This is a genomic window from Aquimarina sediminis, assembly GCF_002895435.1.
Lineage (GTDB): Bacteria > Bacteroidota > Bacteroidia > Flavobacteriales > Flavobacteriaceae > Aquimarina > Aquimarina sediminis.
Genome location: NZ_POYJ01000001.1, coordinates 1 through 13,787, shown reverse-complemented (window position 1 = coordinate 13,787; position 13,787 = coordinate 1). Strand labels below are relative to the sequence as shown.

Annotated in this window: 11 protein-coding genes and 1 rRNA gene; 4 read left to right on the top strand and 8 right to left on the bottom strand. The window is 31.6% G+C overall.

The genetic code is table 11. From position 1 onward, the window contains the following. Positions 1-75 precede the first annotated feature (75 nt). From C1X07_RS00060 to C1X07_RS00050, 3 genes are read left to right on the top strand one after another with little or no spacing between them, the layout of a single operon-like run. On the top strand, positions 76-807 hold the full coding sequence (locus C1X07_RS00060; protein ID WP_103067938.1) for an SAM-dependent methyltransferase: 732 nt from the start codon (positions 76-78) through the stop codon (positions 805-807). Then, complete coding sequence (locus C1X07_RS00055) at positions 807-1,484, top strand: ZIP family metal transporter (RefSeq protein ID WP_164914057.1); 678 nt, start codon at positions 807-809, stop codon at positions 1,482-1,484. Before C1X07_RS00060 ends, C1X07_RS00055 begins: the two co-directional genes overlap by 1 nt. A gap of 1 nt (position 1,485) precedes the next feature. Beyond that, entirely contained in the window at positions 1,486-1,914 is a 429-nt protein-coding gene (locus tag C1X07_RS00050) for a DUF4268 domain-containing protein (RefSeq protein WP_103067936.1), read from the top strand. 120 nt (positions 1,915-2,034) lie between these two features. On the opposite strand, the gene C1X07_RS00045 is transcribed toward C1X07_RS00050, so the two are convergent. The 7 genes from C1X07_RS00045 to C1X07_RS00015 all read right to left on the bottom strand — a co-directional run bounded on the left by C1X07_RS00045 (position 2,035) and on the right by C1X07_RS00015 (position 10,938). Continuing rightward, positions 2,035-3,255 (bottom strand): hypothetical protein, encoded by a 1,221-nt coding sequence (locus C1X07_RS00045; protein WP_103067935.1) that lies wholly within the window; start codon positions 3,253-3,255, stop codon positions 2,035-2,037. Between the two features lie 25 nt (positions 3,256-3,280). Beyond that, positions 3,281-4,633 (bottom strand): hypothetical protein, encoded by a 1,353-nt coding sequence (locus tag C1X07_RS00040; RefSeq protein WP_128755158.1) that lies wholly within the window; start codon positions 4,631-4,633, stop codon positions 3,281-3,283. A gap of 243 nt (positions 4,634-4,876) precedes the next feature. Next, positions 4,877-5,188: a hypothetical protein gene (locus tag C1X07_RS00035; RefSeq protein WP_128755157.1), complete on the bottom strand. Its 312-nt coding sequence runs from the start codon at positions 5,186-5,188 to the stop codon at positions 4,877-4,879. A gap of 103 nt (positions 5,189-5,291) precedes the next feature. Beyond that, positions 5,292-6,401, bottom strand: coding sequence for a LamG-like jellyroll fold domain-containing protein (locus C1X07_RS00030; protein ID WP_103067932.1), 1,110 nt, complete (start codon positions 6,399-6,401; stop codon positions 5,292-5,294). A gap of 213 nt (positions 6,402-6,614) precedes the next feature. Beyond that, positions 6,615-8,009, bottom strand: coding sequence for a cadherin domain-containing protein (locus tag C1X07_RS00025; protein ID WP_103067931.1), 1,395 nt, complete (start codon positions 8,007-8,009; stop codon positions 6,615-6,617). A 292-nt stretch (positions 8,010-8,301) separates the two neighbouring features. Beyond that, the gene (locus C1X07_RS00020; protein ID WP_103067930.1) at positions 8,302-9,051 is read right to left on the bottom strand and encodes a LytR/AlgR family response regulator transcription factor; all 750 of its coding nucleotides are present in this window, start codon (positions 9,049-9,051) and stop codon (positions 8,302-8,304) included. 15 nt (positions 9,052-9,066) lie between these two features. Beyond that, complete coding sequence (locus C1X07_RS00015; protein WP_103067929.1) at positions 9,067-10,938, bottom strand: tetratricopeptide repeat-containing sensor histidine kinase; 1,872 nt, start codon at positions 10,936-10,938, stop codon at positions 9,067-9,069. Between the two features lie 451 nt (positions 10,939-11,389). Between C1X07_RS00015 and C1X07_RS00010 the strand changes: the two genes are divergently transcribed. Then, positions 11,390-13,597, top strand: a complete 2,208-nt coding sequence (locus tag C1X07_RS00010) for a tetratricopeptide repeat-containing hybrid sensor histidine kinase/response regulator (protein ID WP_103067928.1) — start codon at positions 11,390-11,392, stop codon at positions 13,595-13,597. An 87-nt stretch (positions 13,598-13,684) separates the two neighbouring features. Here the strand turns inward: C1X07_RS00010 and rrf are convergent. Then, positions 13,685-13,787, bottom strand: a 5S ribosomal RNA gene (gene rrf, locus C1X07_RS00005); the annotation flags it as partial.

Sequence of the window (13,787 nt, the reverse complement as noted above, 5' to 3'; positions counted from 1 at the left end):
GTTTTTTGCTGTAAGGTTTAAAACTTTAAACGACTTCTACAATTAAACCGTAAAAATACATTAATTTTGCGCCCTATGCTAAAAGATTCAACAATGTGGTATGCGTCATGGTTTGACACACCGTACTATCATATCTTGTATAAAGATAGAGATCATACTGAAGCTAAGAATTTTATGGATAATCTCACCAACTATCTAAGTCTAGAAAAAGGTGAAAAAATTTTAGATTTAGCTTGTGGAAAAGGTCGTCATAGTATCTATTTAAATAAATTAGGTTATGATGTAACTGGTGTAGATCTCTCTAAAAACAGTATTGAATATGCATCTCAATATGAAAATGATACTCTAAAGTTTAGAGTTCATGATATGTGCAAACCTTATTCAGAACAATTCTCTGCCGTTTTTAATTTATTCACTAGTTTTGGGTATTTTGATAAAGAAGAGGATAATCTTAACACCATCAAATCCATTAGCACTAACCTTACAGAAAAAGGTTTCGGAGTTATTGATTTTATGAATGTAGACTATATTATCGAAAACCTTGTTCCTGAAGAAAAAAAAATAGTCAATGATATTACTTTTAACATTAAAAGATACTACGAAGAAGGGTATATATTTAAGGAAATCCGATTTATACATAACAACGAAGAATTTTTCTATACTGAACGAGTTAAGAGTATAACTCTAGAAAAATTTAAAGAATATTTTAAAAAAGCTAATATCGATTTGCTTGATGTTTTTGGTAATTATCAATTACAAAAGTTTAATAAAAACACTTCACCAAGACTCATACTAATTTTTAAATAGTGTACAACTATATATTATCCATAACCGCTGTATTTATTGGGGCTTTATTTGTGTTCCTTTTCAAAGCATCCAATCAAAAAAACTTAAAATTACTTTTAGCTTTCAGTGGTGCTTTCCTTCTTGCTATTACTATTTTTGAACTTTTACCAGAAGTGTTCGAAGACAATCCATTTGCAAAACGTACTGGAGTATGGATTATGATTGGTATTTTACTTCAAAAGGTATTAGAATATTTCTCCAAAGGTGCAGAACATGGTCATATTCATTTACAAAAGAACACATATAAAATTCCGAAACTCTTATTTTTTAGTTTAGGATTGCATGCGATTTTAGAAGGATTCCCTCTTCACCATACTGATGGATTATTAATGGGTATTATTATTCATAAGATTCCTATCGCTATGATTTTAACAACTTTTCTACTCAACACAAAAATCAAAAAGACTGTTGTCTTTTTTTCATTAATTCTATTTGCATTAATGACGCCATTGGGGGCTTTTCTTGCTGATAATTTTACACTTACCCAGGATTACTATAAGGAAATAACCGCTTTAGTCATTGGTATATTTCTTCATGTATCAACCACTATTCTTTTCGAAAGTAATGAAGGGCATAAGTTTAACATTACAAAACTAATGGTTATTCTTGTTGCCACCGCTGCAGCTTATCTAATATAATATGTTTAGTAAATCAGAATCAAAACAAATACGGGAAGAATTCTGGACAAGTTTCGGAAAAAAATACCCTCGTAAATGGCTCTTGTATAACACCAAGATCAAAGATGTAACACTAAAATTTACATTTACCACAAAAAAAGCTCAGGTATCAATTGATATAGAGCCCTATGACGAAGTGATCAAAGTATATTATTATGACAAATTATTAAGTCTAAAAAACGTAATTATTTCAGAGTATATCCCTGATACTATATATAATGATCAATACGAATTAGAAAATGGGAAAGTTATTTCTCGCTTGTATGTAGAATTGCTTAATGTAAGTATTCATAATAAAACAAGTTGGGAAAAGGCTATGGTGTTTCTTCATGATAATATGCTCAAGCTAGAAGCTTTCTTTAGAGAATATAAGGATTTTATAGACAACTAATATTATATATAAAAAACCGCTTCTAAAAATAGAAGCGGCATCACAATGGATCATCAATACTTTGAGTAAAAAATTAATTGATGTAACCCACCATCAAATCAACTATTAATATTATTAAGATTATTCATCAAGTACATCCTCTATCTTAGAAACCCATCCGTGTACTGGTTCAAATAATCTCTTTTTGGTTTTATTTGCATCAGTTGCATATTCTAGTTGGATAGTTCCGCTAGCTACTGGATCAATGTTTGCTCCATCCTTGTATGCCCATATCGTTATTTTAAGATCATAGATTTTTCCTGCTGTTAGTTTATCCTGAGTTAAACGTAATAACTCTAAAAATGCATAATCTGCCACATTATTGGATGTATTGATAGTAACTCTAGGGAACCAAAAGTAGAATCTACCTTTATCATCATCAATCTGTGGTATATTATTACCGAAAACTGAGCTAGAATTACGCAATGCTTCGCGATCTGTCTTCTGTCCTGCCATTTCATAGGTTATATTAAACCATGCCCCAGGATGCGATTGCTCTAGAGGTTTTTCAAAATATGGTTTAAAAGCTACCGTCTCTCCCAGAATTTGTTTTGTAATAAAATTAGCCTCTTTCTCTGTGGGCTGGTTATCTTTTTGGTTTCTCAAAACATTAGTAGATTTTGCAAAAGCTATTTTACCTACATAGTTTTTGTAAACATCATACTTCATTAATTTCTTCTTAGTTTTATCACTAGCAGCACCTTTTAATGTACCAACAATCATATCTAGTTTAGCTTGTGCTGTCTCTATATCCCAGGTATCAAATTGAGTCATATCTTTGGCAAATACATTTACAACTTCTCTGGTAGCAAATAAAGGAATTGGGTCTTCATATCTATCCAAACTTCTGTTTCCTGAGATTACTGCAAAAACGCCAGGATCAACTTCTACCATTTCGATATAACTACTTGCAGAAGCAGAAGGCCAGACAAAAAACATTTTTATCTGATGTTTTCTATAATAGCTTTCTTTCATTGTAAATTTATATGTAGGATTATCAGGATCTGTAAAAAAAACATGTAATTGATTAACAATTTTTCCTTCAGCACTCTTAACAAAACGTAAGCCCATATCACTCTTCTCCTTAAAGCTAAAATATTGCCCGCTAATCTTCATTTCATCATTTTCGGAGCTAAATTCCGCAAATTTTGCTTTTGTATTTCCTTTTTTCTTTTTGTTCTTTTTTCCTTTCTTCCTCATTGACTTAATAAGGCTTCTGCCCAATTGAGCTTCAACAGTATTATTTATACCGATAATTAGAAACAGGCTAAAAATCGCAGTTAATAAAGTTTGTTTTTTCATTCTATAAAATTTTAATTAGTGTTAGTTAAAAATTAAGCGTTACTTTTTTTGTTTGTTTTATTGTATTCCCATTATTACCAGCGGTTCCATTACGACCCCGACTGGCTGTCGAATATTTTGGGGATCCTCCTTTCCCCCCTTTTCCTCCACTAGTATTAATTATAATGTTATGTTTTGTTACCGATGGGTCTTTGATAAAAGTTACATTTCCTCCAGCTCCACCATATCCTCCATTGCCACCATTTGGTCTACTGCTTGTACCATCAAAACCATTCATCCCTTGCCCCCCTATTGCATTAATAATAAGTTGGGTTTCTGGTGTTAATTTATATCTAGCGATAATTTTATTTTTGGTAGTATTAAAAATTTCGATTTTGTTTATTTTCTTTCCAGTTTGCTTATGAGTTACAGTTTTAACTTTTACTGTTAAGTTATCTGCTCTACCGGCATGTTGTCCATCCATACCCTGACTTACTGCCATATGTTTTTCTCGCTCATATCCCCAAAATCCATTTTGATTTACCTTTATAGCCACATCATTTGTCATATTGATATTTTTGATTGCTTTTAGAGATGGGTGATATACAGAAGTTACTTTAAGTACCAGTTTATCCTCAGGTATCTGTGTTGCATCCTCATCTACCCTCACAATATCGATAGTGTTACTACATCCTTGGTGTGATAATTTAAAGTCGTCCCAAGGTAACTTGCCTTTAAGATTTTTAGTTTTTCGCTTAGTACCATCCTTCAAAGTAGCTATAACTCCGTAGTGAATGGCTTCACTAAAATGTCCAACTTTTGAAGGTTCTTCGACCAATTGGATTTCAATCTTTGAAACCTGTTTTCCTTCAAGAGAATTTGCTTTTCGTTCTGCTTCTACCATTTTGGCTTTAGCTTGCTTTACATTAGCTCTTGCTCCTGTTTGATTTTTAAACGTTGCGGTTGCATAAGTCGCGACATTTTTGTTTGTAACCTCCCAACTTGCTCCAAAATCTCCTCCAGGTTTTACCAAAATATATTTTGTCGTGGCTTGTTGCTTACCATTCCATGAATAATAGACCGCATAATCTTTCATAAAAGAGAGACGGTATGTTTTGTAAGCAAAATAGGCAGGATACCCTGGTACATCAGGCTTAAATAGTTCGTCCAAAATACCTGAACGTTTTACTAAGACTTGTGATACATCATCTCTAACTTTTGTAATCTCTACTGGCCATGTTTTTTTTATTTTTTCAAATTTTTCTTTGTCGGTAACTTTGTAAACAGTGTATTTTCCAGATTCAAATTGTTGAAGAATCTCATTTTGGCTTTTTTGCGCTTTAGCTGAACAAAAAACAATACAGGTAATAACCATCAAATAGGTAGTTAAATATCTCATAGGAATCGTTAGTAATTAATTATGCCATATACTTGAATGAATACAAGCGCTATTTGAAGTTATCATTAGGCAACATTTTACACACTTGTATATACCATATCAATAGGTCTACTGAATTTAAGAGTGGGATTCTAAAAAAGGACACTCCAAAGAATAGTGTTTTACAATATTGTGGTAAAGTCCCGGAAAGGTTTCCCCAAATCTTCCCGGGATGTCAAAAACACATTTGGATTAAATGTCTACTTAAAGAAATTTTGACAATTTTACCGTCTTACCACACATATCGCTTGTTATTTTAAAGATAACATCACCTTTTCTACCACTGTTTGCCCAGCGTATTTCTTTACCTGTATTGCAGGTAATACTCGTTTTTGACCCTTTATTGAGAGTAACAAACCCTCTACCTGTATGAATACTCACTTTTTCTTTGGTATCATTAACCAAAGAAAAACTACTAACTGCTTCTTCTATTATTAACTCATTATTGTTATCATTCTCTATACCTGTAAAAGAACTTAGTGTTATAAAGCTTATTAAAATTAGGATTGTTTTCATTGTTTTCATTGTTTTCATTTTTTTTGTTTTTTTTGTTTTTTTCATGAGTATGATACTATAAAGTATAGATCTCACTCATAGATTTATAAATTGATTTTGGGGATTACTTATTCTCTGAGATCGTTATAATTTCTTTTTCAGATAAATTTCTGTTGTAAATTGCTATGTCGTCTATCAGTCCTTGAAAAGGAGAAGGTGCGCATAACGACCCTGTACTACTTAGAAAGTTCCCAACGGCTAAACGACCATTAGTATTTTTGATTTCTGTAGGTAAAGTACCTTTGGTCCATGTTAATACTGTTTTCTGCCTAACTCCGTTAACATATGCTTGTATACGATCTTTCCCATCATTGGTATCTATAGCACCATCATAGTTAACTACTATATGTGACCATTCGTTTTTTACAATACTTACTTCGCTTTCTACTACCCTGTTATTTGCATTAGCCCCATCTTCTAAGTCCTCATAAAACACAACCCTGAGTTTACCTGCCTTATCTATAGCTATATAAAATTCTTGATTAGATTCATTGCAACCATCAGGCTGAGAAACTGTTCCCAGGATGCTACTTAGTACTTTTCCATCATCGGAATAGGCTGATGGTTTTACCCAGACAGATACTGAAAATTTATGATCTTTTCCTGCAAAAAAACTTTGATCTCCCAGATCAATAACATCGGCAGCATCTATAAACGAATAAGCTCCCAAAGGTGATAAAAACCTATCTTCTTCTAAAATTGCACCATCTACAGAACCATTGGCAGTACCTACTTCGTCAGCTGCTTTATTTGTAAAGGGATAGTAAGCCTGTAACCCATTTCTGGGTATAGGTGAAATTGTACTTATCTTTATACTTCCGAACGTAGTAAAAGTATCATCCGAAACAGCTACAATTATTTCATATGAATTTCTTGTTCTAAAATCTAATGCCTTTCCTGACGCAAGACTTATTATTCCTTCACTATTTATAGCAAATAAATCATTACTATTTGTGTCGATGTTATATTTCAAAACATCACCGTTAGGATCTGTTGCTTTGATAGAACCTATACTACCACCACTCATTGAATTTTCTGCTACATTAAAAGAATGCATTCCTATTTTTGGTGCTCCACTAACAGCAGTAGTAGTGGTTGTTTCATCATCACTACTGCAAGAAACAAGTGACACAGTTATAGATAACAGTAGAAGTGTTTTGTTTATTTTTTTCATATTGTAATTCTTTATTTTATTTATATTTTTAGTTTTCCTTTTCCTAGAGTCTTATTTTTTTATTCAAAATGTAGTGAAGCAGTGATCTCGTAAAAAATACTGTCTCTTATCTAAAAGGAGTATTAGAAAGAAAAAAGGTTACCCTCCAAACATCATTTTTTTTCTGGCAACTAATTATCCAATAATTTATTCTAGAATTGATACAGCCAAGGGTTATGGCATATACTGAAAAGCACGTATTGCTCTAACTGCATAATTAGCTCCATGATAATTTTGTGCTTTCCCTCCAACGCTAAACCTAACTAACCACCAACTAGTCGAATAAAGGCTTACTCTAGTAGAACTCCAATACCAATCGGATTCATCAAATGCTGTACCTCCATTTGCTAATGCTGTTGAATTAATTTTTGACTTGTTTTGGTACATTTCAATTAACTCAGTATCAGAAGGCAGGTACCAGTCCATTTGGTCGCCTACGACCAAATTATAACAATAATTAGATGCATTTGTTTGTGTTAGTCTAACACTACTATCTTTAACATAGCACATCTTAACATTTGTATTATCCGTAGGATCAATCCAAAAAATTACTCCATCTTGAAAATAATCTCCGATAGCTGGATCCCATACATCCATTACATTAACAGTAGCGTTTCTAGAATGAGTAAGATTCCCATCAGACACCTGTATCGTTATCCTATGACTCGTTGCGGTTTCATAATCTAACTTTTTTCCAGGTGCTAAACTTAAATCACCATTCGTAGTAATTTCGAATAGCTGATCTGGATTACTGGTTAATGAAAATGTAAGATTATCTCCCTCGGGGTCAGTTGCAGTAACTGTTGTAAAAACTGCTGTATCTGCTATATTTTCTCTAATATCAGGTACAGGAAAAGAGTTAAAATCTCTCAGTACGGGAGCTTCATTTACATTGACTACATTTATAGTAATATCTGCGGAAGCTGTTAAACTACCATCATCAACTGTTACTGTTACCACATGACTAGTCTTTGATTCAAAATCTAAAGATTCTCCTTGTGATAGTTTAATATGATTATCGGTAATACTAAACTGTACCTTAGCTCCAGTCGGATTTATAAGACTATAATTTAAATTGTCCCCTTCAGGATCTGTAGCCACTACAGTTGCCAGTACATTTGCACCTCCTCTATCTTCTGATACATCAAAAGTCTGAGCTACAATTATAGGTTGTTTATTGTCATCTATATTGGTAACATTAATGGTAACTTTTGCCGAAGATTTAAGGTTTTCATCAGTAACTTCCACTGTTATTTCGTGTAAAGTTTTTCCTTCAAAATCCAATAATTTTCCGGCGGCAAGACTTATTGCTCCTGCAGTAGTAATTTCAAATAAATCATCACTATCGGTAGTAATACTAAAGGATAATGTATCTCCATCGGGATCAGTTGCTTTTACAGTACCCAATATATCTATATCTGATACTGCTTCTGACACATTAAAAGATTGCGCACTAATCTCTGGTGCATTGTTTTTTGGTGGTTGGATTATTGGTTCATCATCTTTATTACACGAAAATGTGACAAGTACCAATATCAATAACTTAAGCAGAGTAGTTGTTTTTGTCATAACTAAATTTTAGGATTTATAATTCACAGAGCAAGAATAGCTACAAATCAGGAGGTAGATATAAATGAGTTTCTGAAATACACATTTGAGTTTCTGAATAGAAGAGGTAAAATTTGAAGCCTAGCTAGTTAAACAAAGCCTTGCTTAAATTAGATGTATCAAGTAGTATAAACAAAAAAAGCGAAATACATGCTAATCATGTATTTCGCTTTCTGAACTTAAAAAAGAATGGCAGACTAAGTATAATCCAAAACAAGTTATATATAACTAAGGTTTTAGAACACTAATCAATTTATATGTTACTGACTATTTCTAAAAAAGCTTCCTTTTTTTCTTTACTAATAGATACAGCCTTTCCATTATCCATTATAATATACCCACCATCACTTTTTACATAACGTTGGATATATTTAAGGTTTATTAAATAGGATCGGTGCGGCTTATAAAAAGTAGGAATATTTTGTAACAGATTTACAAAATGTTTTAAGGTTTTACTTATCAAAATTTCGTTTTCAGAAGTTGTAGTTATTTTGGTATACATCCCATCGGCTTCCATCATAATGATATCCTCAAATTCGATAAACTTGATTCCATCTGCAACAGGAAGACCTATTTTTTTAAAGTTTGATGAAGAAAGGCTATTTTTTAACTCTTCAAGTTTATTTGTTATTTGCGATTTTCCAAGTATAGCCATTGCTTTATTAACTGCCTCTTTTACCTGACTGGGGCGTACCGGTTTTAACAGATAATCTATAGCCGAAAGCTGAAAAGCTTGTATTGCATACTCACTATATGCTGTAGTGAAAATAATTTCAAAATTCACCACATCTTTTTCTATAAAATTTAATATCTCTAAACCAGAGTGTTCTGGCATTTCGATATCTAAAAAAACTATATTAGGTTCCTCAGATTTTATGATTTCTACTCCAGTAATAAGATCCCCAGCTTCATAAATCTGCGTTATCTTTGGGCAGTTTTCTTCTACTAAAACACGTAACAAATTACGTGCCTTGCGCTCATCGTCTATAATAATTGCTTTCATTTGTATCTTTATATTTTAGTGTTTGGTTATTGGAATACTCAAAACCACTTTGGTACCTGTAGGCTCTTTTTCTTGACTGAAGATATCAATAATTTCTACCCCTATTTTTTTATCTTTTCCGTAATTAAGTAGATCTAGTCGTTCTTCTGTTGCTTTTGCTGCAAAAGATTTATGTAAGATGTTTCTCTTCTCTCTAAATTCTTTTGCCTTAGCTCTACCTACTCCATTATCCTCTATAACACACTGAATGTTTTTTTCTTCAGAAGTCAAAAAACTAATCATTAACTTCCTGTTTTCTTTTTTATGTAGCAGCCCATGTTTTAAGGCATTCTCAATATATGGTTGAATCAACATAGTAGGAATGTATATTAAATCTTTATTTAATTTTTCTGAGACCTTCACTGTGTAATGCAGTGTATCTTCAAAACGAAGACTCTCTAAATCCAAATACATAATCAAACTATCAATTTCTTCTTGAAGAGATATTATACCTGTATCGCTATGACATAAATAAGTACGGATCAAGTCTGCAAATTTTCCGAGATAATCACTGGCTTCATTTTTTTTATTCAACACAATATATTCCTGAATAGAGTTTAATGCATTAAATATAAAATGGGGATTCATTTGCGCTTTTAATGCTTTAAGTTCGCTATCTCTATATTGTTTTTCTAATGCTAGCCTTTTTTGAGTTTCGCGAAGTTCTATCGTTATCAGTTCTGCTTTTTTCCGAGCGTTTAATCTTCCAAAGAAAAACAATGAAGAAAGTAATATCAGAGCTGCAATAATTACAGCAGCAACAAGAAAATTCATGTTTTTTTTACTAGTAGCCTCTGCCAGACTTGCTTTAACTTCAGCTGTTTCTCTTTCAGCACTGATTTTATCCGTTTCATATTTAATCTTCATATCAGCAATTAACTTCTTTCGTTCTATAGAGTCAATAGAATCTTTAATTTTCACATACACCTTGTTAGCTGCTGTTGCTTTTTTTTGATCCCCAAGAATACTATACCCTATAAAAAGATGTTGATTGATAAATTTTACAAAAGCCAACTGTCCTGCTTTCTCATAAAGCTCTAACGCTTCCAAATATATAGGAATTGATTCAGCATGTTTTCCTTGTAAAGATTGTATTGTAGCAAGGTGATACAAGGGACTTGCTACAGCTATACCGCCATTATTAATACTTTTATAATAATCAACAATTTTATTAAAGTATAAAGTAGCCTCTTTAAATCTATGCTGTTTTTTATATAAAGCCCCCAAACTATTCATCATAAGCATTTCTCCTCTAATAAACTTTATTTCTCTACACATTTCAATAGCGGTTTGGTATGCTGTTTCTGCCTTATCCAGTTCTTCAAGTTCACTATATACATTACCCAAATTATAGTACATCCTTGCTTTATTTGAAGAGGGTGGGTCATTCTTCACTAAATCGAGATTTTCTAATCCTAATTCTAAACTTTTTTTGATACTTCCGGTACTACCATAGGTATAAAGCAGTTCGCTATTAACAGCTATTTTTTGTTGTTTAGTTCCAAAAGAATCTATAATACCCTTTGCTATTATTGAAGACTCCAACGCTTCAGCACTCAACCCTCTTTTCCTATAAAATCTAGATAAGTAATTATAAACGGTACCTTCTTTCTTTTTATCTTTCAATACTTTTGAGATTTCTAAAGCTTCTTCTAAATACGAAAGTGATTTTTCTACTTCCCTATCCATATAGTAATAAGAAATCTCAAGAAGTGTATTAATCCTTATGGTATCTCTATTTTGCTGAGTTCTTAGGAGATTAGACAAACTATCCAGCTTATTCTTTTGAGAAAAAGCAATTGACGTTACAAATAGAAGGCATAATAAAAAAAGTGATTTTTGAAACATATACAATTGGAGTTGAGTTATTTCTTGGATTGATCAAAATTATAATATAAAATTAAGGCATTATACTTCTATTATCCTCCTTTAGTTTCTGAAATGTGTTTTTGGTCTGCTAAAGCTTCTAGTATAAAAGAAAAAAAAATACTTTATTAGTCTGCCTTTTCATTTTTGAGGTATCCATTAAAGCTATATATCAATAACTTATATTGTTCGTCAAATTCTTTCAATCAACTTTTTCTAAGTTCTATATATATCAAAAAGGTAATTTAGTATAGTAACTCAGATAGGAATTAGATTTTGAATTATTAGTTACAAAATACAATAAATGTAGTATTATTCCTTCTTATATTCTATATTTTATAAAAACAAAACACTTTTTAACTATTTTTAATGTATTTCATCGAATTTATGTATATATTTTCTTATATTTAAGAGCCCCTAATTTTGCCTAACAATGAAAATCTTAAAAACTCATACACGTGTCCTACTATTGCTATACTTCAATTTATTCTGCTCGATAGTTTATGCTCAACATGAATATGAAAAAAAATCATACTCCGAGTTAGAGAATATCATTACACAAACTGAAAATCATTTCAATACATTAGGAAGAGCCAATGCTATAAAAACGATCGAAACAATCATTGATATTTCCGAAAAATTTAATTCTCAAAAAAAGTATCAAATAAGGGCACGCTTATATAACACTCTAGGGAAAATTCACTATTCTAACAAGAATTATAAGGAGGCCATTCAGAATTACAAAATAGCCGAATTATATGTAAAGGAACTTGGTGGTTTTCCTGAAATAGCCTTAAAAATAAATAACAATATTGCCCTTGTATATCTTTATGGCTTTAACAAGCCTAAAAAAGCTTTAAAAAAAATCAAGTACATATATGAAAACAGTAATGACATAAACGAAAAGTCTCGTCATATTCTAGCATTAAACCTTGCTTCTATCTATATTAAAATTAAAAAGTATGACAAAGCATATGATTTATTAAAAAAATGTAAGCAATATTTTAGAGGTAACAAACTGGCCCTACCCACTAGATTAGTTACCACTTATACAAAATATGGTGAGTACTATTTTTACAAAAGAGATTATCAAAACTCCATCCGATATTATGAATTAGCAGCATCTTTGGCAGAAGAAAATCATCTTTTTAGAAAGGCAATGGACGTCTATAAAAAATATGAAGATTTACTCGTGCATATTGGTGAAAAAGATAGAGCATATAATATTCTTAAAAAGTATACAAAACATCATCAAACTGCATTAGAAAAAGAAAAAGAGGAGACCGAGCAATATAAAAAACAACTTGTAGTAAGTGAGCAAAGAAATACTCAAGAAACAAAAAGAGCAGAAAAATCCGAAACTAGATCCTTATTTACCCTTTCTCTACTTCTATTATGCTTAATCCTTTTTTGCTTCTTCATTTACAACCATAACAAAACTAAAGTTCTTGGTAAATCATTAGCTACAAAAAATAAACAGTTAGAAATCGCAAAGGATAAATCCGACCGCATGGCTGCTGCTAAAACAAAATTTATTTCTACGGTTAGTCATGAGTTAAGAACACCGTTGTATGGAGTTATAGGTCTATCATCTGTTTTATTAGAGAGAAATAAAAACAAGGAAGATTATAAGTTTATTAAACTTATGAAATTCTCAGCTGACCATTTGCTTAATCTAATTAATGATGTATTACAGTTAGCAAAAATGGAATCCTATGAGGTAAACCTTGAATCCTCTAGCTATAACCTTAAAAATTTAGCCGAAAACATCAAAAATTCCTTTGAATATCAAACCTCAAAAAATGGTAACACCTTACATCTTAATCTTGACTCCAAAATTCCTAAACGACTAATTGGAGATCCTTTAAGGTTATCACAAATATTCATTAACCTTATTAGTAATGCAAACAAGTTTACAAAAAACGGTAATATCTGGTTAAATTTTATAAACCCTATTATTACCGATGACAAGGTACAAATCACTATTGAAATAAAAGATGATGGTAGGGGGATACCTCTTGATAAACAGGAGACGATTTTTAATAAATTCTCTCAAGCTGACTCAAAAGATCATACTACAGGTACAGGACTTGGTTTGCATATTGTAAAAAATTTGGTGGAACTTCATGGGGGTAATATCGAACTAAAAAGTACTCCCGGAAAAGGATCTATATTTTATTTTACTATTGTTATCAAAATAGACATTGAAAACAAAGAGACGGAGATTACAAATGCCAAAGAACAAAAAAACCAATTTATAAACACTAAGGACTACAATATACTAATTGTTGAGGATAATAAAGTAAATCAAGTCGTAACTCAAAATGTTCTTAAAATAAAGGGATACAATTCTGAAATTGCCAATGATGGTCTTATAGCTATTGATATGGTAAAGAAAAAAAATTATGATCTTATCTTAATGGATATAAATATGCCTAATATGAATGGCATAGAGTCTACAAAAATTATTAGACAGCTTAACATCAATGTTCCTATCATTGCTCTTAGTGCTTCAGATACATCAGAAACTATCGAGTTGATATCTCAAAAAACTTCAGGTTTTAATGATTTTCTTAGAAAACCATATAAGAATGAAGAATTTTTCGATAAAATTGAAAAAAGTATTCAAAATATAATTTAAAGACACTTGTCTTGTATTGAAATCTTATAGCGCCTACTTATTATTGAGATAAAAAAAAACCCTTCATATTGCTATGAAGGGTTTCAAGGAAGGCGGCGACCTACTCTCCCACGATTGTAGTACCATTGGCGCTATCAGGCTTAACTTCTCTGTTCGGAATGGTAAGAGGTGAGCCCTGATGCTATAACCA